The organism is Sphingobium yanoikuyae, assembly GCF_034424525.1.
In the GTDB taxonomy this organism is placed as follows: domain Bacteria; phylum Pseudomonadota; class Alphaproteobacteria; order Sphingomonadales; family Sphingomonadaceae; genus Sphingobium; species Sphingobium yanoikuyae.
Window position 1 is genome coordinate 245,893 of sequence record NZ_CP139979.1, and the last position, 22,772, is coordinate 268,664.

Annotated in this window: 20 protein-coding genes and 1 riboswitch; of the genes, 11 read left to right on the plus strand and 9 right to left on the minus strand. The window is 64.4% G+C overall.

Annotated features, from left to right (window positions below):
• Positions 1-13 precede the first annotated feature (13 nt).
• The 4 genes from U0025_RS01180 to U0025_RS01195 all read left to right on the plus strand — a co-directional run bounded on the left by U0025_RS01180 (position 14) and on the right by U0025_RS01195 (position 4,278).
• Entirely contained in the window at positions 14-1,597 is a 1,584-nt protein-coding gene (locus U0025_RS01180) for a S8 family peptidase (RefSeq protein WP_004210647.1), read from the plus strand.
• A 14-nt stretch (positions 1,598-1,611) separates the two neighbouring features.
• Positions 1,612-2,943 (plus strand): hypothetical protein, encoded by a 1,332-nt coding sequence (locus U0025_RS01185; RefSeq protein WP_004210648.1) that lies wholly within the window; start codon positions 1,612-1,614, stop codon positions 2,941-2,943.
• A gap of 170 nt (positions 2,944-3,113) precedes the next feature.
• Positions 3,114-4,052, plus strand: coding sequence for a right-handed parallel beta-helix repeat-containing protein (locus U0025_RS01190; RefSeq protein WP_037491011.1), 939 nt, complete (start codon positions 3,114-3,116; stop codon positions 4,050-4,052).
• 31 nt (positions 4,053-4,083) lie between these two features.
• Complete coding sequence (locus tag U0025_RS01195; RefSeq protein WP_004210651.1) at positions 4,084-4,278, plus strand: hypothetical protein; 195 nt, start codon at positions 4,084-4,086, stop codon at positions 4,276-4,278.
• A 113-nt stretch (positions 4,279-4,391) separates the two neighbouring features.
• Here U0025_RS01195 and ahpF read toward each other — a convergent pair whose 3' ends face one another.
• The 3 genes from ahpF to betI all read right to left on the minus strand — a co-directional run bounded on the left by ahpF (position 4,392) and on the right by betI (position 7,460).
• Entirely contained in the window at positions 4,392-5,972 is a 1,581-nt protein-coding gene (gene ahpF / locus U0025_RS01200; protein ID WP_004210653.1) for an alkyl hydroperoxide reductase subunit F, read from the minus strand.
• A gap of 187 nt (positions 5,973-6,159) precedes the next feature.
• Positions 6,160-6,723, minus strand: coding sequence for an alkyl hydroperoxide reductase subunit C (gene ahpC, locus U0025_RS01205; protein WP_004210655.1), 564 nt, complete (start codon positions 6,721-6,723; stop codon positions 6,160-6,162).
• Positions 6,724-6,857: 134 nt separating this feature from the next.
• Positions 6,858-7,460, minus strand: a complete 603-nt coding sequence (betI, locus tag U0025_RS01210) for a transcriptional regulator BetI (RefSeq protein WP_004210657.1) — start codon at positions 7,458-7,460, stop codon at positions 6,858-6,860.
• Between the two features lie 171 nt (positions 7,461-7,631).
• On the opposite strand from betI, the gene U0025_RS01215 reads away from it, so the two are divergent.
• Entirely contained in the window at positions 7,632-8,114 is a 483-nt protein-coding gene (locus tag U0025_RS01215) for a hypothetical protein (RefSeq protein ID WP_004210659.1), read from the plus strand.
• Positions 8,115-8,710: 596 nt separating this feature from the next.
• On the opposite strand, the gene rsmA is transcribed toward U0025_RS01215, so the two are convergent.
• The 4 genes from rsmA to U0025_RS01235 all read right to left on the minus strand — a co-directional run bounded on the left by rsmA (position 8,711) and on the right by U0025_RS01235 (position 14,273).
• Positions 8,711-9,565 (minus strand): 16S rRNA (adenine(1518)-N(6)/adenine(1519)-N(6))-dimethyltransferase RsmA, encoded by an 855-nt coding sequence (gene rsmA / locus U0025_RS01220; RefSeq protein ID WP_004210662.1) that lies wholly within the window; start codon positions 9,563-9,565, stop codon positions 8,711-8,713.
• The gene (gene pdxA, locus U0025_RS01225) at positions 9,555-10,580 is read right to left on the minus strand and encodes a 4-hydroxythreonine-4-phosphate dehydrogenase PdxA (RefSeq protein WP_004210663.1); all 1,026 of its coding nucleotides are present in this window, start codon (positions 10,578-10,580) and stop codon (positions 9,555-9,557) included. Before pdxA ends, rsmA begins: the two co-directional genes overlap by 11 nt.
• Positions 10,558-11,922 (minus strand): peptidylprolyl isomerase, encoded by a 1,365-nt coding sequence (locus U0025_RS01230; RefSeq protein ID WP_004210667.1) that lies wholly within the window; start codon positions 11,920-11,922, stop codon positions 10,558-10,560. The genes pdxA and U0025_RS01230 overlap by 23 nt, the downstream gene beginning before the upstream one ends.
• An 86-nt stretch (positions 11,923-12,008) precedes the next feature.
• Positions 12,009-14,273 carry an LPS-assembly protein LptD gene (locus U0025_RS01235; protein ID WP_004210669.1) on the minus strand — a complete coding sequence of 755 codons (2,265 nt, stop codon included), beginning with the start codon at positions 14,271-14,273 and terminating at the stop codon, positions 12,009-12,011.
• A 179-nt stretch (positions 14,274-14,452) separates the two neighbouring features.
• Here U0025_RS01235 and U0025_RS01240 point away from each other — a divergent pair, with 179 nt between their 5' ends.
• From U0025_RS01240 to ndk, 3 genes are all read left to right on the plus strand, one after another.
• Complete coding sequence (locus U0025_RS01240) at positions 14,453-15,898, plus strand: leucyl aminopeptidase (RefSeq protein ID WP_004210670.1); 1,446 nt, start codon at positions 14,453-14,455, stop codon at positions 15,896-15,898.
• 5 nt (positions 15,899-15,903) lie between these two features.
• Positions 15,904-16,341 carry a DNA polymerase III subunit chi gene (locus U0025_RS01245; protein ID WP_004210672.1) on the plus strand — a complete coding sequence of 146 codons (438 nt, stop codon included), beginning with the start codon at positions 15,904-15,906 and terminating at the stop codon, positions 16,339-16,341.
• A gap of 113 nt (positions 16,342-16,454) precedes the next feature.
• On the plus strand, positions 16,455-16,877 hold the full coding sequence (gene ndk / locus U0025_RS01250) for a nucleoside-diphosphate kinase (RefSeq protein WP_004210674.1): 423 nt from the start codon (positions 16,455-16,457) through the stop codon (positions 16,875-16,877).
• 271 nt (positions 16,878-17,148) lie between these two features.
• Here the strand turns inward: ndk and U0025_RS01255 are convergent, their stop codons facing one another.
• Positions 17,149-17,787, minus strand: coding sequence for a hypothetical protein (locus U0025_RS01255; protein ID WP_004210676.1), 639 nt, complete (start codon positions 17,785-17,787; stop codon positions 17,149-17,151).
• A gap of 4 nt (positions 17,788-17,791) precedes the next feature.
• Positions 17,792-18,466, minus strand: a complete 675-nt coding sequence (locus U0025_RS01260) for a glutathione S-transferase family protein (RefSeq protein ID WP_080604554.1) — start codon at positions 18,464-18,466, stop codon at positions 17,792-17,794.
• A gap of 83 nt (positions 18,467-18,549) precedes the next feature.
• Positions 18,550-18,659, plus strand: a riboswitch (TPP riboswitch).
• Positions 18,660-18,688: 29 nt separating this feature from the next.
• Here U0025_RS01260 and U0025_RS01265 point away from each other — a divergent pair.
• From U0025_RS01265 to pnuC, 3 genes are read left to right on the plus strand one after another with little or no spacing between them, the layout of a single operon-like run.
• Complete coding sequence (locus U0025_RS01265) at positions 18,689-20,983, plus strand: TonB-dependent receptor (RefSeq protein WP_004210678.1); 2,295 nt, start codon at positions 18,689-18,691, stop codon at positions 20,981-20,983.
• Between the two features lie 2 nt (positions 20,984-20,985).
• Positions 20,986-22,128, plus strand: coding sequence for a phosphotransferase enzyme family protein (locus U0025_RS01270; RefSeq protein ID WP_004210679.1), 1,143 nt, complete (start codon positions 20,986-20,988; stop codon positions 22,126-22,128).
• Positions 22,128-22,694, plus strand: coding sequence for a nicotinamide riboside transporter PnuC (pnuC, locus tag U0025_RS01275; protein ID WP_004210680.1), 567 nt, complete (start codon positions 22,128-22,130; stop codon positions 22,692-22,694). Before U0025_RS01270 ends, pnuC begins: the two co-directional genes overlap by 1 nt.
• Positions 22,695-22,772: the final 78 nt, after the last annotated feature.

A 22,772-nucleotide genomic window follows, 5' to 3' on the forward strand; every position in this document is an offset into this window, starting at 1 on the left:
TGAGGAATGTCCCATGGCAGAGGAACAGGATGGAGCGTCGAAACAGTCCGTTGAATTCGACCCCGACAATCTCAATCGTTCGCTCCTGTCCATTCCGCTGATCGAGAAGATCAAGCAGGCGGGTGAAGGATCGATCGATATCATCATCGATGCGAACCTGGATTATCCTGGCGGGCGTCAGGCGGCGCGCGAGCAAATCAAGCGCTACATAAAGGAGAAGATCAGAAGGCCGGAGGCTCTGAGCGAGCTAAAGAACCGCTATAGTCAGCAATATGTCTTCGCCAAGCTGAGTGGCGACGAGATTGTGGCGCTCGCCCAGGTGGACCTTGCGCTTCATTCTGAAGCCAGTCCGGCGAAGGGACCGGCTCCACGTCGTGCAATCTATAAGATCTGGCTCGACCACCCGATCAAGGCCCGCACCAACAAATCGGTCAGCACGGTAAAGGCGGACGCGGCGCGGACTGCGTTTGGAACCTTGGGCAGCGACATCATATGGGCTGTGCTGGATACCGGCGTCGACGGTCAACACCCGCATTTCAAGACACATGCGACGCTCGATCTCGAAAAGCCGCTCCAGCATCTCGATTTCACGGCGCTGGATGAATCAAGGCAACCGAAGGAACGCCCATCTGCGCTGGTGGATGTGGCCGGGCATGGCACTCATGTCGCAGGCATTATTGCCGGCGAATTCATTGCTGGACGGCAGAATCCGGTCGTCGCTGCCGATCCGCCTGTGGCGGCAGCGAACGCTATCATTATGGAAATGAGGAAGTTCGAGGAAAATGGCGACAAGACGACCTACAAGGTCAGGAACGAAACGGGGGCGATGGGAGGGATGGCGCCCAAGGCCAAGATCCTGAGCCTCAAGGTTCTGGACGATGACGGTGAAGGCAAGGCCAGCAACATCATCGCTGCGCTGGAATATATCCAGGAATTGAACAGCCATGGGCGACGTCTGCTGGTGCATGGCGTCAATCTCAGCGTTGGCTATGGGTTTGAACCGGCATGGTTCGCCTGCGGCCAAAGCCCGGTCTGTGTCGAGGTCAATCGCACGGTGGCGTCCGGGGTCGTCGTCGTCGCGGCGGCCGGCAACACCGGCTATGGCTATAACCAGCCGATGAGCGCCGGGCCACGTGCTGCCGGGCTGGACATCACGATCAATGATCCGGGCAATGCCGAGGACGCGATCACGGTCGGCTCGACCCACAGAGATATGCCGCATGTCTATGGCATCTCCTATTTCTCGTCCAAGGGACCGACGGGTGACGGACGACTGAAGCCGGATCTGGTCGCGCCGGGAGAGCGTATTCTGTCTTGTTCCAGTGGCGACAAGCTGGGGGCGCTCGCGACCGAGGAAAAGGCGAGCGATGGCTCGACAGTGGTTCTGTCCCAATATGTTGAAGACAGCGGCACGAGCATGGCGGCGCCACATGTATCGGGTGTGATCGCGGCTTTCCTGTCCGCCCGGCGCGAGTTCATCGGGCAGCCGCTGAAGGTGAAGTCGATCTTCATGAAGACGGCGACGGATCTTGGGCGTGAGCGCTATTTCCAAGGATCGGGGCTGGTTGACCTCATGCGTGCCATTCAATCGGTATAAACGGGAGAAAGATAGTGGAGACGATAGCCGGTTTTCCGTTCTTCAAGCTCGATTTCACCAAGGAGGGCGCCGTCGATGCATCAGATCATTCGGCCGCGGCTGCAGCGCTCGCCGATCCGGGGATCACCGAACTGCTGATATTGTCGCATGGCTGGAACAACGACATCGCTGAAGCGCGCGCGCTCTATGAGGAATTGCTCGGTAATCTGCGCTCGACGATCGACAGGGAGGCGGAGCAGGCGCGCAGCATTGCAGTCGTCGGCGTCTACTGGCCCTCGAAGCGGTTTACCGACGATGCCCTACGACCGAGCGCCGATCCTGGAGGTGGCAGCGCCAGCATCACGGGCGCGGGGGATGTGCGATTGCTGGCGGACAAGCTGGACCGGCTCGGTGAATTGTTGGGTGGCATCGATCCTGCCATTCTCGATCGCGCCAAGGCCGCATTGCCCGATCTTGAAGACCGGGCGAAAGCACGCACGGATTTCGTCGAGGCGCTTCAGGCCATGCTCCCACAGCCAAGTGATACCGAAGATGATAACTCCGCGCGCTTGTTCACCCCGCACAAGGGCGACGATATTCTGAACGCGCTTTCGGATCCGGTCGAACTTGCCGATGATCGAGACAGTGGCGGCGGGGTGACTGCGCTGTTGGACGAGGGCCGAGCCATGGATGCGGATGGTAGTGCATCCAGCCTTGCCGGTTTCTGGAACGGGGCCAAGGGCGGGGCATGGCGCCTGCTCAACTATTCGACCTATTATGTAATGAAGGAGCGCGCCGGAGCTATCGGCGCGGGTCTTAACAAGGTGCTGGCCGGGATCAGGGCAGGGCGGCCAGACCTGCATATTCACCTGGCCGGGCACAGTTTCGGCGCGCGCGTGGTGACCGCTGCCGTGGCTGGTGGGATACCATTTCGTCCGCAATCTCTGGCCCTGCTCCAGGGGGCCTTCTCCCATAATGGCTTTGCCGCGAACATTGATGGGAAGGCGGGCTTTTTTCGGTCAGTCATTGTCGAAAACAGGGTGTTGGGACCGATCATCGTGACCCACACCCGCAACGACATGGCTGTTGGTATCGCATATGCTATTGCGTCCCGTTTTTCAGGGGACAAGCGGGCGGCCGTCGGCGGTCCCGCTGACAAGTTTGGAGGAATTGGCCGCAACGGCGCCATGCGAATGCAGCAAGAAGCAACTGCGTCGAAGCTGGAGCAGGGGAGCTTTGTTTATCCGCCTTGGGCGCCCACGCGCATTACCAATTTGCTGGCTGACGAATTCATTGCCGATCATGGTGACGTGGCCGGGCCGGAGGTCGCCAATGCGCTGTTCGCGGCGATGCGATTGCCTGGTTGATCCTCAACATTTCTCTGGCTTACCCGAATGCAATTGATGGACGAATTTGCGGTTCATGGCGGTGTAGCCGCCTTTCCCCCTAGAAATGCTTCTGCCCCAAAGTGGGGCATGCGCTTTCAGGCTTACTATGGGGCTTGGCTATGATGCGGTCGGCGCCTAGCCTTGATGTCATGCGCATCCTCTCGACCCTGCTGCTGGTGTCCGCAGCCATCACCGCATCGGCCTTTGCCCAGAGCGCGCCGGCCCCTTTCACGCTCGCTGAAAATGGGCGGGGCTTTGCCTCGCTCGCCGATGCGATCGGCGCGATCGGCGATGGCAAGGGCACGGTCATCGTCGCGCCGGGCACCTATCGCCAGTGCGCGGTGCAGAATGGCGGCGAGGTGACGATCAAGGCGGCGACGCCGGGCAGTGCGATTTTCGACGGGGTGGTTTGTGAGGAAAAGGCAGCTCTGGTGCTGCGCGGCCGCGCCACCATGGTCGATGGCCTGATCTTCCAGAATCTGCGTGTGCCTGACGGCAATGGATCGGGCATCCGCCTCGAAAAGGGCAATCTTTCCGTCAGTAACAGCCTGTTCCGCAACAGCGAGGAAGGCATTCTGACCGGCGAGGATCGCGGCGCCTCGGTCCAGATCGACAAGTCGACCTTCCGCCATCTGGGCCGGTGCGACCGTGATCTCGATTGCGCCCATGGCATTTATATCGGCCGGGTCGCGCGCCTTAGCGTCACCCGTTCGCGCTTCGACCAGGGCGATGGCGGCCATTATCTCAAGAGCCGCGCCGCGCAGGTCGATATCCGCGACAACAGCTTTGACGACAGCGGCGGCCATCTCACCAATTACATGATCGACCTCAGCAACGGCGCCAGCGGCCAGATCGTCGGCAACGACATGGTACAGGGCAAGGACAAGGATAATTGGTCCGCCTTTATCACCATCGCGCCGGAAGGCCGCGAGCAGGACAGCAGCGCCCTGGTGATCGAAGGGAACAAGGCCGGCTTCGTGCCGGGCCTGGCGCGCGGCTCGACCTTCGTCGCCAATTTTACCGACGATGTCGTCCGTATCGGCCAGAACCAGCTTGCCCCCAGCATGAAGGTCAAGGACCGGCGCTGACTTGGTCTCGCCGATCTGATAGGGAAGAGCCATGCGCACCACCTATGACAGCGCGACCGTCCGCCTCTATCATCTGGGCGACGACGGCGCGGCGATGACGATCCTGTATGGCCCCCTGAGCGAAGCCCTGCGCGTCGCCGAGCAACAGCCGCAGGAGGTGCAGGACGGCCTGTTCCTTGCCACAGACAATGATGTCGTCGCCTATCTCGACCTGATCGAAAGCTGAGTCGCCGCGCATTTCGGACGAGAAAATAGGAAAAAGGCCGGTCCGTCAGGGTGACGGACCGGCCTTCGCTGGCCTGAAAACCAGAAGGGGGGACTGGTTCAGGCGGGCATTTTTCAGGCTGCCTCGGCCGCTTCCTCGGCAGTGGGCAGACGGATCAGATAGTCGAAGGCCGACAGGGCTGCGGTTGACCCCGCACCCATGGCGATGACGATCTGCTTGTAGGGCACGGTGGTGCAGTCGCCGGCGGCGAAGATGCCGGGCTGACTGGTTTCGCCGCGCGCGTCGATCTCGATCTCGCCACGGGGCGAGAGGGCGATCGTGTCCTTGAGCCATTCGGTGTTCGGGACCAGGCCGATCTGGACGAAAATGCCTTCCAGTTCGACATCATGCTCGGTGCCGCTGTTGCGGTCCTTGTAGCTGAGACCCGTGACCCGCTCGCCATTGCCGTTCACCTTGGTGGTCAGCGCCGAGGTGATGATCTTGACGTTGGGCAGGCTGGCAAGCTTGCGCTGCAGCACCGCGTCGGCGCGGAGCTGGCTGTCAAACTCGATCAGCGTCACATGGGCGACGATGCCGGCCAGGTCGATCGCGGCTTCGACGCCGCTATTGCCGCCGCCGATCACCGCCACGCGCTTGCCCTTGAACAGCGGACCATCGCAGTGCGGGCAGTAAGCCACACCCTTGTTGCGATATTCGTCTTCACCGGGCACGCCCATCTGGCGCCAGCGGGCACCGGTCGACAGGATGATGGTGCGGCCCTTCAGCGACGCGCCATTTTCCAGCACGACTTCATGATAGCCGCCTTCGGTCTTGGCCGGGATCAGCTTCGCCGCCTTCTGCAGGTTCATGATCTCGACGTCATAATCCTTGACGTGCGCTTCCAGCGCGCTGGCGAGCTTGGGGCCTTCGGTGCGGCTGACCGAGATGAAATTCTCGATATCCATGGTGTCGAGCACCTGGCCGCCGAAGCGTTCCGCCGCCACGCCGGTGCGGATGCCTTTGCGCGCCGAATAGATGGCCGCCGCCGCGCCGGCGGGGCCGCCGCCGACCACCAGCACTTCGAACGGATCCTGCTTGCGGATCTTCTCGGCCGCCTTCGCCTCGGCGCCGCTGTCGATCTTGGCGACGATCTGCTCCAGCTCCATCCGGCCCTGGCCGAAGGGTTCGCCGTTGAGGAAGATGGTCGGTACGGCCATGACCTTGCGGGCATCGACCTCATCCTTGAACAGGCCGCCGTCGATCGCGACATGGCTGATCCGGGGGTTGAGCACGCTCATCAGGTTCAGCGCCTGCACCACGTCGGGACAGTTCTGGCACGACAGCGAGAAATAGGTTTCGAACGCATAGTCGCCGTCCAGATCCTTGACCTGCTGGATCAGATCCTGCGCGGCCTTGGACGGATGACCGCCGACCTGCAGCAGGGCGAGCACCAGCGAGGTGAATTCATGGCCCATCGGCAGACCGGCAAAGGTGACGCCGATATCGGTGCCGACGCGGCGGATCATGAAGCTGGGCTTGCGCTTGTCACTGCCGGTGGCGAGGCTGACCTTGTCCGAAAGCTCGGCGATTTCGGTCAGCAATTCATTCATTTCGCGCGATTTGGCGCCATCATCCAGCGAAGCCACCAGCTCGATCGGCTGGGTGATGTTCGCCAGATAGGCCTTCAACTGCCCCTTGAGATTTGCGTCCAACATGTCTGTCTGGCTCCGTGGAAAAGATGGCGGGCCGTCCCGATCGGGAGGACGCGACGGCCCGTCCGGGGAATTGGTGCGACCCAAAAGCCCCGTTGAAACTAAGATAAGTCTGTAGAAAGCGTTTTGAAGGTCCGCCGGGTCCCCTCAATCTGGGCGAACCCGGCGGCCTGTCAGCACCTAATGGTGCTTAGATCTTGCCGACGAGGTCGAGCGAGGGGGCGAGGGTTTCCGCGCCTTCTTCCCACTTGGCGGGGCAGACTTCGCCCGGATGGCTGGTCCAATACTGCAGCGCCTTGATCTTGCGCAGCAGTTCGGCCGCGTTGCGACCCACGCCCTCGGGGGTGATTTCGACCAGCTGGATCACGCCTTCCGGATCGAGCACGAAGGTGCCGCGATCGGCCAGGCCGACGCCTTCGCGCAGCACGCCGAACTGGTTCGAGATGTCGTGGTTCTGGTCACCCAGCATGTAATAGTTGATCTTGCCGATGGCCGGCGAGGTGTCGTGCCAGGCCTTGTGGCAGAAATGGGTGTCGGTCGACACCGAGTAAACTTCCACGCCCATGCCCTGCAGGGTGGGGTAGATGTCGGCCAGGTCTTCCAGCTCGGTCGGGCAGACGAAGGTGAAGTCAGCCGGGTAGAAGAAGAAGACGGCCCACTTGCCCTTGACGTCGGCATCGGTGACATCGACGAACTTGCCTTCCTTGAAAGCGGTTGCCTTGAAAGGCTGCAGGGGGGTGTTGATGAGAGCCATGGGCTATCCAGTTCCTTGATTAGGGTTGCTGTTGCGAAGCCTGTTTAGGGAAGCGGATGATTCGGGGGAAATTGGTTTTCTCGGACATGTTGATAGATAAAAGCGATTACACACTATCCGATTAATCGAACGGTTCATTGATCCCGCAGGGCATGACCCATGGCTCGTTCAACCAGCTGCTGCGCCTCTGCCGCGCTGAAACTGGTGGGGTCCAGGCAATATTCCAGCCACAGCCCGTCGACCAGGGCCGTCAGGCCAATGGCCTTGAGTCGTACCTGCGCGGGGGAGAAGGCCGGCGCGGCGGCGGCGACCAGCCTCTCCAGTTGCGCGCGCGACGCGGCATAGATGTCGGCATGGGCGGCCGCCACATCGGCATTGGACTTGATCAGGCTCCAGAAGGCGATCCAGGTGGCGAGCAGGTCGGCGTCCAGCACGGGCTCGCGGAAATTGGCCTGGAGAAAGGCGCGCAGCCGGTCCAGCGGATCATCGCCCGCGCCTGCGATCGCTGCGTCCATGGCCTGGGACACGCGCTGCCCGACATCGCGATAAGTGGCCAGGATCAGCGCGTCGACACCCTCGAAATAATGGGTCAGCAGCCCGGACGACACGCCCGCGGCGGCGCAGATGGCGCGGACAGAGGTGCCTGCCACGCCCTTTTCCGCCAGACATTTTGCCGTTGCGTCGATCAGTGCCTGCCGCCGGACATCGGCGGACTCCCGTACGAATTTCGCTCTCACTTGCCCCCCGGCATGGGACGACCCGGCGCCCCGAACATGCTATTCTGTTGCCGCTCATTGTGCGGAAATGACGGGCGCTGGCAAGCGCCGTTCGACCCGATTGCGGATCGATCCGGCCGGTTCGCCCGTTTCCCCCCGCATATTGTCGTCATGACAGCAAGGAGACCATGGATGATCCGACAGCCCGCCACCACGTCCGCCCTTCGCCTGATCCTGCCCGGTCTGGGCGCGGTATTGCTGCTGGGTGGCTGCGCCAAGGGCGTGGACAATGAAGCGGTGGCGAACAATGCGAGCGTGCCGGCCCATGCCGAGGCGATCGAGGATACGGACTCTGTCGCGGCCCCGGACAATGTAGGTGCGGCGCTGCCCACCGACGAATGGGTTGGGCGCTGGACCGGGCCGGAAGGGCTGTTCCTCGACATCCAGCCCGCGCCCGACGGCAAGCCGGGCCATTATGCGCTGGCCAACAAGGATAATCTCGACCGGGAGGCGACCTATAGCGGCCTGGCCGATGGCGCGACGATCCGCTTCGTGCGCGATGGCCGCGATCTTGCCATCCGGCCGGGCACGGGGGCGGAGACGGGCTTCAAATATCTCGCCGACAAGCAGGATTGCCTGATCGTGAAGCCGGGCGAGGAAGGCTATTGCCGATAAAGCGGGATCGGCAAGGGGCATGCCGGCGCGACAGCGCCGAAGTTCACAGTGTCGTGCGGCATTTAGGGCCGTTTGCACCGGATATGCACCTGCCACGCGCCCATGACGCGACCGTCGCGCGTCAATTGGGTCAGGACAGCCTCGCACCGACGCGCCGGTCGGGCCATGCCGACGCGACAGGGAGGCGACACATGGGTCACCGCCTGTGGCCGGCTGCGGTCGGGGCGAGGGAAGGGCGCAGTGCTGGGGCATCGCCCAGGGTAGATCAGAGATTGGGCGAGTAGGACAGGGCTTCGCTACGCTTGCCTGACGATGTCGGGCTTTGATGGCTGACGACCAGAAGCGGACATTCCTCCCCGGAACGGGGAGGTGGCAGCGCGAAGCGCTGACGGAGGGGCAGGTTCCTATTAACGCTGCGCTATCGGGTTAGTGCCCCTCCACCACTCGCTACGCGAGCGGTCCCCCTCCCCGTGCCGGGGAGGAATGTCTTGTTACCACCCAACTTCATCATCCACGCCTTCGGAGGTATGACGGTGCTGAAGACGTTCGCTCATGGCTCCGTATCTGGGCCTTGCTCGGAGTGCGCCGTAGCGGAATCAGGCGCTGGTGGTTGCCTGGCCGAGCTGGCGGGCGAGGGTGACGAATTCTTCGACGCTGACGGTTTCGGCTCGGCGTTGCGGGTCGATGCCGATTGTCTCCAGCGCGTCGAGGGCGCCGGGGACGGACTTGAGGCTCTGGCGCAGCATCTTGCGGCGCTGGCCGAAAGCGGCGGCGGTCAGGCGTTCCAGGATCTTGAGCTGCACGCCTTCCGGCGCCGGCTTGGGGGTGATGTGGACCACGGCCGACATCACCTTGGGCGGCGGGGTGAAGGCGCTGCGATGCACCTTCATGGCGATGCGCGCGTCGCTGCGCCACTGGGCGAGGACGGCGAGGCGGCCATAATGGTCGGTGCCCGGTTTCGCGACGATGCGTTCGGCCACTTCCATCTGGAACATCAAGGTCAGGCTGGACCACCAGGGCAGCGGCGCCCATAGCGCAGACAGCCAGCCGACCAGCAGAGCGGTGCCGACATTATAGGGCAGGTTGGCGATGATATGGGCGCCATCGCCGGCCTCGGCACGGGCATCCACCTCCATCGCGTCGCCGGAAATGACGCGCAACTGACCGGGGAAGGCCAGCTCCAGTTCGGCGAGCGCCGGCAGGCAGCGCCGGTCGCGCTCGACCGCGACCAGCCGTCCGCCGGCGCGCAGGATCGCGCGGGTCAGGCCGCCGGGGCCGGGGCCGACCTCGAACGCGGGCTGATCCTGGATGCTTCCGGGAATGGCGGTAATCCGGTCGAGCAACTGTTCGTCGAGCAGGAAATTCTGGCCAAGCGCCTTGCTGGCCTGAAGCCCATGGGCGGCGATCACGTCGCGCAGCGGCGGCAGAGTGGGGCGGGCGTCAGCCGGCATAGGCAATCCGTGCGCGGGCGGCTTCGGCCGCCATCTTGAGGGCGGCGATCATGGCGCCGGGATTGGCGCTGTCGGTGCCAGCGATGCCGAAGGCGGTGCCATGATCGGGCGAGGTGCGCACGATCGGCAGGCCCAGGGTGATGTTGACGCCATCGTCGAAGTTCAGCGTCTTGATCGGGATCAGCGCCTGATCATGATACATGCAGAGCGCCGCGTCATAGGCTTCGCGGGCGCGGGCATGGAACATGCCGTCAGCCGCCAGCGGGCCGACGATGTCGATGCCCTCCGCGCGCAGCGCCTCGATTGCTGGCCGGATCACCTCGATCTCCTCGCGGCCGAGTGCGCCATTCTCCCCGGCATGCGGGTTGAGGCCGGCGACGGCGAGACGGGGACGGGCGATGCCGAAATTGCGCTGCAACCCCTTCACCGTGGTGAGGGCGCGGGCGCGGATCAGATCGATGGTCAGCGCCGAGGGTACATCGGCGAGCGCGATATGGATGGTGATCGGCACCACCTTGAGCGACGGGCCGGCGAGCATCATGACCGCGTTCTGGGCCGAGACGCCGCAGCGTTCGGCGACGAACTCGGTCTGGCCCGGATGGGTGAAGCCGACGCCGTACAGCTGTTCCTTGCCGACCGGCGCGGTGACGATGCCGGCAGCCGATCCGGTGCGGGCAAGGCCGACCGCGACCTCCAGTGCCTGGAAAGCGGTGCGGGCGCCGTCGATGCTGGGCGTGCCGGGCACGATCTCGCCCGCTTCGGCCACCTGCATGCAGGGCAGGGCGCGATCGAACACCTGCGCGGCTTCCTCGGGCGATCCGACGATCTCGACCGGGCCGAGCCACACCGCGCGCAGCGATGCGGCATCGCCGACGGCGAAGAAGGTGGGCAGGCCACGCGCTTCGCGCATGACCCACGCCTTGGCGACGATTTCCGGTCCGATGCCTGCCGGGTCGCCGAGCGAGACGGCGAAGGGCGGCAGGCTGACCGGATCAGTTATATTCGATAACGGCATCGCGGCGAAGATCGCGCAGATAGATGCGGGCGCGCTTGTTGACGCGTTCCTCTTCCAACTGGGCCTGGATCTGTTCGGGATTGGGGGCGTTGGCCGACTGCGGCTCGTCGCGGCCGCAGACGATCAGGACGCGGACGCCATCGTTGATCGAGCCGAAGGGCGGGGTGGATTCGCCGACCTGCAGATTGACCAGAATGTCCTGCAGCTGGGGCGGCAGGTCGCGCAGCTTCACATTGTCATTGTCGACCACGTCGGCGCCGATGCGGGCGCCGATTTCGTTCGCCTGGCCGCAGCCCTTGATCTCCTTGACCGCGGCGGCGAAGGTCGCGGCCTTCTGGCTGGCGGCTTCCTTGCTGGTGCCGGCCGGGAAGAGGACCGACAGCTGCTTGAGGCTGAGCAGCGAATCGCGCGGATCGGCGGTCAGCACCTTGCGCTTGTCCATCACATAGATGATCGACATGCCGCCCACCGTCTCGATCGGGCCGGCGAGCTGGCCGACCTGCAATTCGGTGGCGGCCTGCGCCAGTTCGGTCGGCAGCTGGCTGGGGCGGACCCAGCCGAGATCGCCGCCGACGACGGCGGTGGAGGCTTCGGAGAACTGACGGGCATAGGCGGCGAAGCTGCCGCCCTGCTTGATCTGTTCGATGATGTTGCGCGCGTTGGCCGTGATCTGGTCACGGTTTTCCGGCGTCGAGGACAAATAGATTTCGCTGATCCGCACTTCGTCGCTACCCTTGGCAGCGTTGAGGCGATCGACCACCGACTTCACTTCGTCCTCGGAGACGTTGACGAAGGGCTGGATGTTGCGGCGGAGCAGGCGGCTCCAGGCCAGTTCGCCCTCGATCTGGCGCTTGATGCTGCTGGCCGAGCTGCCCTGTTCGCGCAGATACTGGTTGAACTGGTCGGGCGACTTGCGGAAATTGGCCGCAACGCGCTCATAGCTCTGGTTCACTTCGGCCGGATCGATCTTGATGTCGTTGGCGGCCGCTTCCTGAATCTGCAGCGTTTCGTCGATCAGGTTGCGCAGAACCTGGACGCGCAGCCGTTCCTTCTCCTCGGCCGACACCTTGCCGCCATTGGCGGTGATGATCAGTGCCAGGCGCTGATCGACATCGGTGCCGGTGATGATGCGGCCGTTCACGATCGCCGTTGCCTTGCGGACATTGGGATCATTCTTGCCGAAGATGGTGACATCCTTGGGCAGGTTCAGGCCCTGATCGGCGTCATTGTCGACGGCCTGGGCCGATGCGGTCTGTGCCGCCATGCCCAGAAGGGCGGTGGACAGAAGCAGGGTGCGCAGGCCCGAGCGAACGGATTTGGGCGAGAAAACGACAGAAAGCATCGTCGGCAAAAATCTCCAATACGGTCGGGAGCCAATGCCCCGTTCCGCCTTAACCGGTCCTGAGCGGACGGCGGGAAGGCAGTTCCTTATATGCCAATATTGCGAAAAGCCAGCCGCAGCTGGAAGCTGTTGCCGGCTCGCGCGTCACCGTTGGTCTGATAGTCGCGCCGCCATGTAAAGCCCAGCGTCAAACAATCATCCTCATAGGCAACGCCGAGGCGCTGGCGCACCGGCTCATAGCCGTCGGCCGTGGTGCCCGGATCTTCCTGCGCGCCGGTAAGATCGATGACGGTCGAGCCGAACACCGACCAGAAGCGGGCGAACTGGATGCGGCCGCCAAGGCGCAGTTCCTCGCGGTCCTGCAGATCCTCCAGCGTGATATTGGCGTTGCGGTTGAGGCGCAGATAGCTGATCTGGGCATAGGTCTTCTTGCTGCCCACGGTCGCGTCGACCTCGTTCCGGCGGACCGCCAGATTGTCCTTGTCGACCCGGAAGCGCTGGGTGAAGCTGACGAAATCCTTGTAGCGGATGGTCCAGCGGCCGACGATGTCGGACATGCGGTCGGACAGGCCGGTGCCGTCGGGCAGGATGCTGGCGCGGTTGTCGAGCCGGTAGCTCTGGCCGACATTGGCGTCGAGCGTGAAGTCGGGCAGCGCCAGATTATATTCCAGGCCATAGGTGATGCGGCTCGAATCCTCGAACCGGTCATAGCCCGCGAAGCGGTTGAGCGCGAAGAGGTTGCTGTCCTCCAGATCGACCGACCGGGCATCCTCATTGGGCACCGACAGGTTGGCGAGATGGGGCGAGGCGACGATCTGGACGCGCGGGGCGATACGCTGCACGCCGCCGAAGGCCTCACCCATGAAGGGCCAGCGCATGTCGACCGCGGCGGCGGCGATGCCGCGCGCCTTCCAGCCCGGATCGCCGGCATAGCTGATCGTGTCGGTCAGCAGATTGTTGCTGCTGTGATAGACGTCGCCGCGCAGATAGGTGGTGAAATTCACTTCCTGGCCAAGGCCGGTCAGCTTGCGCAGATTCCATTCGAACGCGGCAAAGGCGCGCTGGGTGTCCTGCCCCTCGGTCCGGGTGATCGCCAGCGTATTGGCCTGGAACTGCATCTGGCCGCCGAGCAGCGGATCCTTCATCCGCAGCCGATAATCCATGACCGGCAGGGCGATCGGCATCTGGCCCTGGGGATCGTCGACGCGCAGCGTCTGCACCGCCCAGCCGGCGAGCGAGAAATAGCTGTTCTCGCCGATCCGCTGGACGCCAAGGGTCGAACGCAGCCGGTCGTCGCGGCTGATGTCGTAGCGGCGCAGGAAAGTGCGGTCGGTGGCGACCCGGATCGATCCGTTGACGCTCCATTCAGGCGACAGCTGCATGCCGCCGCTGGCGTCGATCGCGCCGCGAATATCCTTTTGCGAATCGGTCGGCGTGATGCCGCTCGACCGGCTGCCATAGGTGGCATAGCCGGTGATCTGATAGGCACCGCGATCGTAGAGATGGCGGAAATTGCCTTCGATCATCGGCAGCGAATCGCTGTAGACGTGCGGCGTGACGGTCAGGTCGCGATTGGGCGCGAGCTTGAGATAATAGGGGACCGCGACCTCGAAGCCGTTGACCCGGTCATAACGGATATTGGGGACCAGAAGGCCGCTGCCGCCATCGTCGCCGACCGGATGCGACAGGCCCGGCACCGGGATCAGTGGCAGGCCGAACAGCTCGACATTGGCGCGGGTATAGGAGACGCGCTGCTTGGTCGGGTCATAGACGACCTTGACCGCGTTGATCTGCCAGGTCGGTTCCTTGGGGCAACCGTCGCTGCCCTCCACCGGACAGCCGGTATAGGCGGCGTGGTGCAGCGTATAGACGCCATTGATCCGCTCGCCCTTGGTCGCGGCCATGCGGCCGCCCTTCTGGAGGACCAGCAATATATTGTCGACCGCGCCATCCTTGAGCGTATCGGTGACATCGAAGCGGTCGCCATAGGCGACATTGCCGTCCGGATCGATCACCGAGACGGCGCCCTGCGCCTCCACCTTGCCGGTGTTGCGGTCCCACACGATCTTGTCGGCGCGCAGCCGGTTGCCGTCGCGCAGCAACTGGACATTGCCGGTGGCGGTCACGACCTGGCTGTTGGTGTCATATTCCAGCGTATCGGCGGCGAAGCCGATTTCCTGGTCATTGTCGGGCACCGGCGCGTCGGGCGCGCTGATCGGCGTCTGGGGCTCGTTCAGCTTGGGCTCGGGCGCCTGTTGCGCATGGGCCAGCGGCGCCGCGAGCAGGCAGGACGAGGCAGCGCCGGCAAGCAGCGCCTGTTTGAACGACAGGGGAAACACGGAAATCTGCAAGCGTAGGGGCCTCTTTGTGGGCACTTCTGGTCCATGCCTATCGCACTGCTTGGCCCGCGCCGCAATCGCTGCTCGCATTCGGGACGGCGGAAATCCGCCGAATGGCTTTGCAGAGCGGCAAAGCCGCACTATCTGGCTGAAACAAGAACGACACGGCATTCCAGAGAAAAGGCCCCCAGATGGACATCCAATTCAGCCCCACGCGCCCCCAGGTCGACACGTTGGTCCTTGCCGTGGCGAAGGGGTCTGTCGACAGCCTGCCGCTTACCGCATCGGCCACGCTGGTCGCCGGCGCCGCCGCCGCGCGCTTCGCCGGTGAGGCGGGCGGCAGCGTCGAGAGCTTCGTCGAGGAAGGCGGCGCGGTGCTGCGCGTCCTGCTGCTGGGCATCGGCAATGGCAGTGCGGCCGACCTGGAGCGGGCCGGCGGCGCGCTGACCGCCAAGCTGTCGACCAGCGGCGCGACCCACGCAGCGGTCGAATTCCCGGCCGGCGTGAGTGGCGAGGATGCCGCCCGGCTGGGCCTGGGCGCGCTGCTGCGCAGCTGGCGGATCGACACCTATCGCACGCGTCAGCCCGAAAAGGCCAAGCCGACGCTGGCGACCGTGACGATCGTCGCAAACGGCGCCGAAGCCGAATGGGCCAAGCTGTCGGCGGTCGCCGCCGGCGTTGCCTTCACCCGCGAACTGGTGTCGGAACCGGCCAACATCCTCTATCCCGAAAGCTTCGTCGCGCGCTGCCAGCATCTGGCCGAGCTGGGCGTCAAGATCACCGTGCTGGACCGCGCGGCGATGACGGAGCTGGGCATGGGCGCGCTGCTGGGCGTGGCGCAGGGGTCGGCGCGCGAGGCGCGGCTGCTGGCGATGGAATGGGACGGCACCGATGGCGCCGCCAACAAGCCGGTCGTGTTCATCGGTAAGGGCGTGACCTTCGACACCGGCGGTATCTCGCTCAAGCCTGGCCCCGGCATGGAAGACATGAAGTGGGACATGGGCGGCGCCGGCGCCGTCGCTGGCGCCATGAAGGCGCTGGCCGGTCGCAAGGCCAAGGCGCGTGTCGTCGGCATCTGTGGCCTGGTCGAGAATATGCCCGACGCCAATGCCCAGCGCCCCGGCGACATCGTGACGTCGATGTCGGGCCAGACCATCGAGGTGCTGAACACCGACGCCGAAGGCCGGCTGGTGCTGTGCGACGCGGTGACCTGGGCGCAGAAGACCTATGAACCTGAAGTGGTGATCGACCTTGCCACCCTGACCGGGGCGATGATGATTGCGCTCGGCAGCGAGCATGGCGGCCTATTCGCCAACGACGATGCGCTGGCCGACGACCTGCTGGCGGCGGGCAAGACCAGCGGCGAGAAGCTGTGGCGCTTCCCGCTGTCGGAGGCCTATGACAAGCTGATCGACAGCCCGATCGCCGACATGAAGAATATCGGTCCGCGCTTCGCCGGCTCGATCACCGCTGCCCAGTTCATCAAGCGCTTCGTCAACGAAGGCGTGAAATGGGCGCATCTCGACATTGCCGGCATGGTCTGGTCGGACAAGCCCGGCGCCACCGCCGACAAGGGCGCGACCGGCTATGGCGTGCGCCTGATCGACCAGCTGGTGGCCGACAAGTTCGAGCTCTGAAGCCGGTGCAGGTCGACTTCTACCAGCTCAGCCGCGATCCCGTGGAAGGGGTGCTGCCCGCGATCGCGGCGCGCATCCTGGACATGGGCGCGCGGCTGCTGGTGGTGGCCGACGAGCCGGAACGGCTGGCCCGCATATCGGCGGGCCTGTGGGCGGGGCCACCCGAAAGCTTCCTGGCCAATGGCCTGGCAGGCGACGGGGTGGACGCCGCCCAGCCGGTGCTGCTGGCGCAGAGCTGCGATGCGGCCAATGGCGCGAAGCATATTGCGCTGGCGGACGGTGTATGGCGCGAGGAGGCGCTGGGCTTCGATCGCGCCTTCTATTTCTTCGATGCGGACACGATCGACGGGGCGCGGGCCAGCTGGCGAGCGCTCAGCAAGCGCGAAGGGGTGACCCCGCGTTTCTGGCGGCAGGAAGGCCGCAAATGGGTGCAGGGGCCGTGAACGCCTGGAAATAAGGACTTCTACCAAGCCCTCTTGTGCCCCTCTTGCGAAGTGATCCGGCCCAGTCTAAAGGGCGCGCAACTTTATTCCAACAATCCGGAGTTATGAGGGCCATGGCCGTCACGCGCACTTTTTCGATCATCAAGCCCGACGCGACCCGTCGCAACCTGACCGGCGCCGTCACCAAGATGCTGGAAGAAGCCGGCCTGCGCGTCGTCGCTTCCAAGCGCATCCGCATGAGCCGCGAACAGGCCGAGGGCTTCTATGCCGTTCACAAGGAACGCCCCTTCTTTGCTGACCTGGTTGCCTTCATGATCTCGGGCCCGGTCGTCGTCCAGGTTCTGGAAGGCGAAAACGCCGTGACTCGCAACCGCGACATCATGGGCGCCACCAACCCGGCCAATGCCGACGCCGGCACCATCCGCAAGGAACTGGCCGAATCGATCGAAGCCAATTCGGTCCATGGTTCGGACAGCGAAGAAAATGCCGCGATCGAGATCGCCTATTTCTTCAAGCCCGAAGAAATCGTCGGCTAAACCCGACACCCGTCCCCGGACGAGCAAAAGGCCCGGCGCTCCCGCAAGGAGCGGCCGGGTTTTTTGTTGCTGGGATGACGGATTTGGGTGGTTTCCCGCCATTCCTCCCCGGTACGGGGAGGGGGACCATTTGCGTAGCAAATGGTGGAGGGGCACAGGCCGGATAGCGCGGCGTTAGAGGGCGCCTGCCCCTCCGTCAGCGCTTCGCGCTGCCACCTCCCCGTGCCGGGGAGGAATGACCGCGATTGGTCGATGTTTCGAGCGCGCAGCCCTAGCGTTTCGTCTGGCGCGCCCACCGGGCGTCTATCTGGGACTGGGCGCTGGCGCCTTGGGCGTGGCTGACCAGCGACAGGCCGCGCAGAGTCAGCTTGTGGCCGGACAGCCATTTGCCGGCGATGCCATAGCCGATGTCGTAGACGGCGGAATCGCTGTGGGTGTCGCCATTGACGACGAACTGGGTGACGATGGTCACCGGCAGTTTCTCGTCGCCGATGCTGTCGTCGGGCAGCTTGGCGGCATTGCGCGCCTTTTTCAGCGCATCCTCGAACCAGCCGGCCTCGATCCGCGGTTCGCCGGTAGTGTCGACCGGGGCGATGCCGAGCGCCCTGGGGAAATGGATGGTCTGGCTCTGCACCAGCTGATCGGGGTCGGCGGGCTTGAGCGTCAGCCGGCTATCGCCATCGGCTGCGGCGTTGAGCACCAGCCGGGCGGCGCGGGCGGAGGCCTTGCTGCTTTCGGCGGCCTTGCTGGCACGCTCGTCCTTCTTGTCGGCCCAGTTGAGATAGAGGGTGAGGGCGGAGATCAGCACAGCCGCCACCGCCAGCAATTCGCCCAGCGTAATCCAGCGACGGCGGATGCGGGCGGCTTCCTCCTTGCGGGTCTCCTGCTTGGCTTCGGGGCTGTCGCTCATCGGGTCAGGCCGTCTGGGGCGGGACTTCGAACTTGTCGATCACCCATTCCTCCGCCTGCGCCTCGCCGATCCATTCCTGCATCCAGGGATGGGCGATGATCGCGCGCATATAGGCTTCGGCAAAGCGGGCGACCGGCAGCTGATAGGTGATGAAGCGGGTAACGACCGGCGCGAACATCAGGTCGACGGCGCCGAACTCGCCGAACAGGAAGTCGCCCTCGCCACCATAGCGGGCGCGGGCCTGGGCCCAGAGCTGCATGATACGGCTGATGTCGTGGGCGACGGCCTCCGACGGCGGGACTGGATCATAGATCTGGCGGATGTTCATGCTGTGCTCGCGGCGGAGCGCGGCGAAGCTGCTGTGCATTTCGGCCGCCATCGAGCGGGCCATGGCGCGGGCGCCCGGATCGGTCGGCCAGAACTGGTCGCCCCCGGCCTTTTCATTGAGATATTCGACGATGGCCAGGCTGTCCCACACGACGATGTCGTCGCCATCCCACAGGATCGGCACCTTGCCGGAGGAGGGGGCGAACTCATCGCCCTCGCGACGCTTTTCCCATTCCTCGTCATAGAGGGGGACCACCCCTTCCTCGAAGGGAAGGCCGGAGAGCTTGCACGCCAGCCAGCCGCGCAGCGACCAGCTCGAATAGGCCTTGTTGCCAATGAACAGCTTCATCATGGCCATGTCTTAGCCGGGCGGGCTTCGATAAGTCGAGAGCCGATAGAGAGGGCTTTCCACTTCGCGCCGAAACGCCTAAGGGGCGGCCATCCCCGGGGGGCCGCTCATGCGCGGCTGAGAGGTGGTCAGCAGACCACGACCCGCTGAACCTGATCCGGCTGATACCGGCGTAGGGAGGGCAAGGCGGCAGGTCCGTCGTCCCTCCTGTGGAGTGGACGTGAAATGAAGACTGCCCGATTGCCCCATGTTGGAAGCGCCTGCCTGACGCTGGCCCTGTTGATGATCGCATCGCCCGCGATGGCGGAGGATGAGCTGGACCAGTCGACCAATATCCAGGTCGTCGGCCATCCAGACCCCGAAGGCTTGCTGCCCGACCAGAGCGCGCCCAAGGCGGTCAGCGCGATCTCCACCGACTTCATCATCAAGCAGGCGCCGACGCTCAACGCCTTCCAGCTGGTCAACCTGCTGCCCGGCGCCAATGTCTCGTCCAGCGACCCCTATGGCCTGTCGGCATCGTCCAGCCTGACGCTGCGCGGCCTGGGCCAGGACCAGATCGGCGTGCTGATGGAAGGCGCGCCGCAGAATGACATCGGCTATTATTATGCCTATCCCTCGCAATTTGCCGATGCGGAGAATGTGCGGCAGGTGATGCTGGCGCAGGGCGCGGCAGATATTGACTCGCCGGTGGTCGCGGCGGCCGGCGGCCTGTTGTCGCTGACGCTGGATGATCCCAGGGCGGAGGCGGGCGGCCTCGTCAACCTGTCGGTCGGTTCCTATGACGAGCGGCGCGTCTTTGCGCGGATCGACACGGGACGGATCGGATCGACCGGGCTGAAGGCTTTCATTTCCTATTCCAACAACCGCGCCGACAACTGGCGCGGAGCGGGCTATGACCAGCGCCAGCATATCGACGCCAAGCTGCTGAACGAATGGGGTGAGGGCAACCGCGCGAGCATCGCCTTTTCCTTCAACGACGCCAAGACATCGACCTATCCCAGCCCGAGCAAGGCGGACTGGGAAGCCTCCGGCCGGGGCTATAATTTCGATGAGACCTACAGCGAGGGGAACGGCAACTACTGGCGCCTCTATCGCGCGCCGTTCCGCAATTTCTATGTCGCGGCGCCCGTCCACCTGAAGCTGAGCGACACGCTGAGCTTCGACAGCAGCGCCTATCTGCAGATGGGCCATGGCAATTCGCCCTATGGCACGCAGCTCGCCACCACCGGCAATTATCTGGGCACCGAGGAGCTGACCCAGCCGATCGACCTGCCCGGCGCGGTCGATGGCGTCGCTACGGTAATGGGCAACTGGACCGGCAAGCAGTTCCGCGTCGGCGACGTCAGCAAGCTGACCTTGCAGGCCGGCGCGCATCGGATCGTGGCTGGCCTCTGGTTCGACTATGGCACCGACCGGGTGACGCAATCCTATACGTCGATCGATGCCGATGGCCGGCCGGTCGACCAGTGGGGCTATCAGGACAAGGCGATCCGCACTGCCGACGGGCGGCTGCTCGCCTATGAAAATCAGCGCACGGAGACGGTCACCAAGGGCTTCTTCCTGGCCGACAGCATTGCGGTGACGCCCAAGCTGGGCATCGACATCGGTTTCAAGGGCGTCAATCTGCTGCGTAATGGCCGCAATTATCTGCCTGGCCCGCAATCGACGGTGCGGATCGACAGCTTTGCCGCGCTGCCGCGGGCGGCGATCCATTATCAGCTGGACGACCGGCAGCAGCTGTTCGCCAACATCACCACCAATTTCCGCACGCCCAACGAGTTCGCGCTCTACAACAGCTATTATGGCGGCGAACTGGTGAGCCAGGGCACCGACGGCCTGAAGAACGAATATTCGATCTCGCAGGAACTGGGCTATCGCTATATCGGCCCCAGCCTGTCCTTCTCGCTGACCGGTTTCCATTATCATTTCCGCAACCGCCAGGTGGCGACGGTGATCGACAGCGGCGGCGCGCTGGTCAATTCGACCATCAATGCCGGCAGCCAGAGCAGCTATGGCCTGGATGGCGAGATCGACTATCGCCCGGCCAAGGGGATGAGCATCTATGCCTCGGCCGAATATCTGCACACGCGGCTGAACGACGATCTGGCGATCAACGGCGATTATCTGCCGACCAGGGGCAAGCGGGCGGTGTCGGCCCCCAGCTTCCAGTTTGCGCTGGGCAGCACCTATGATGATGGCCGGCTGTTCGGCAGCAGCGCGCTCAAATATGTCGGCCGCCAATATGCGACCTTCATGAATGATGAGAGCATCAAGGGCTATGCCACGCTGGACCTGTCGGTCGGCGTGCATCTGGCCGGGCTGATCGACGCGCAGGTGATGGACCTGCGCATCAACGCGATCAACGTCACCAATCCGCGCGTCCTGTCGGGCGTCTATGCGATCAGCACCAATGCGCAGGACACGGTCGGGCGTAACGGCACGCTGATCGCCGGTTCGGCGCCGACCTATTATGTCGGCAGCGGGCGCGCCGTGGTGGCGACGCTGTCGCGCGCCTTCTGACGATGAGCGCCGCCGCTCCGCATCTGGTCCATGGCATGGGGCTGGCGCTGGAGGCGCCGGCCTGGCCGGCGATCACCGCGGACGAGGCGGCGGCGGTGCTGGCCCATTTCCCCGACGCCGGCCGGCTGGCGGCGCTAGCCTGGCATTCGCCGCGCCCCTTTTCGGCGGCGGCACTGGTCGAGACGGATCGCGGCCCGCTGTTCCTGAAGCGGCATCACCAGCGCTTGCGGACGCCGGCGGCGCTGGCCGAGGAGCATGGCTATATGGCGCATCTGCGCAGTGCCGGGCTGGCGGTGCCCGATGTGCTGCGCGCCGCCGATGGCGCCGGCGCGATGGCGCTGGGCGAATGGAGCTACGAACTGCATCGCCAGGCGCCGGGTATCGATCTTTATCGCGATCGCCAGTCCTGGACGCCCTTCCTGTCGCCCGATCACGCCTTTGCGGCTGGTGTCGCGCTGGCGCAACTGCATCGGGCGGCGGCCGGTTTCGCCGCGCCGGCACGCGGGCGGCATCCGCTGGTGTCGAGCTTCACCATATTGCCTGCCCTCGATCCACTGGCTGCGGCGGAGGCCTATGTCGCGGCGCGACCGGCGGTGGCGGCCTTCCTGGCGGACATGCCCTGGCGGTCGGAACTGGCGCGGCTGTTGGCGGCATTGGGGGAGGGGCTGGCGCCGCGGCTCGCAGAGCAGCCTGCGCTCTGGACCCATAATGACTGGCATCCCTCCAACCTGCTCTGGTCGGTGGAAGGCGCGGTCAGCAGCATCTTCGATTTCGGCCTGTCGACCCGCAGCTGCGCACTGCATGATCTGGCCACCGCGATCGAGCGGACGGTGATCCCCTGGCTGGCGCTGGATCAGGGGCGGCTGGCCGAGCCGGCGGATGTGGATGGGGCGCTGGCCTTGCTGGCGGGCTATCGCAGCGTCCTGCCGCTGGCGCCTGCCGAAATCGATACGCTGCTCCGCCTGCTGCCGCTGGTCCATGTCGAATTCGCCCTGACCGAGATCGACTATTTCTTCGGCATATTGGATGATCGCGAAGGCGCGATGCTGGCCTGGCAGGCCTATCTGGTCGGCCATGCCGACTGGTTCCTGTCGGGGGCGGGGCAGGGCTTTCTGGCGCGACTCCGTGAGGGGGTGGCGGCCTGATGTCTATGCTGGAGATCGTCGCTGTCATCATCAGCTTCCTCGGCATCTGGCTGACGGCGCGGCGGCATCTGCTGTGCTGGCCGATCAACCTGATGGCCTGCGCCCTGTATGCCAAGCTGTTCCTGGACGTGCGCCTCTATGCCGACATGGTGCTGCAGGGGGTGTTCGGCATCGCCATCGTCTATGGCTGGATCGGCTGGGCACGGGGCAAGCGCGACGAGGGCGAGGTGCGGGTGGTGCCCTTGCCGCCGATGTGTGCCGCCAAGGGGCTGGCGCTGGGGGCGCTCTGTGCCGGCGCGATCGGCTGGTTCACCCATCATTATACCGATGCGGCGCTGCCCTGGATGGATTCGGCGCTGAGCAGTTTCAGCTTGGTTGCCCAATATTGGACGGCGCGGCGTCATGCCGCGAGCTGGCTGCTGTGGATCGCGGTCGACATTTTCTATGTCGGCATGTTCATGTTCAAGGGATTGTGGCTGACGGCCGGTCTCTATGCCGCGATGATCGGACTGGCGGTGCTGGGCTATTGGCGCTGGCGGCAGGTGATGCGTCGCAACACAGCCTGAACAGGGCTGCTGCCTTGGAATCGGCAGGAATTGCATCTGTCTGGAAAATGGAGCCGAGCCGGAATCGAACAAATCACA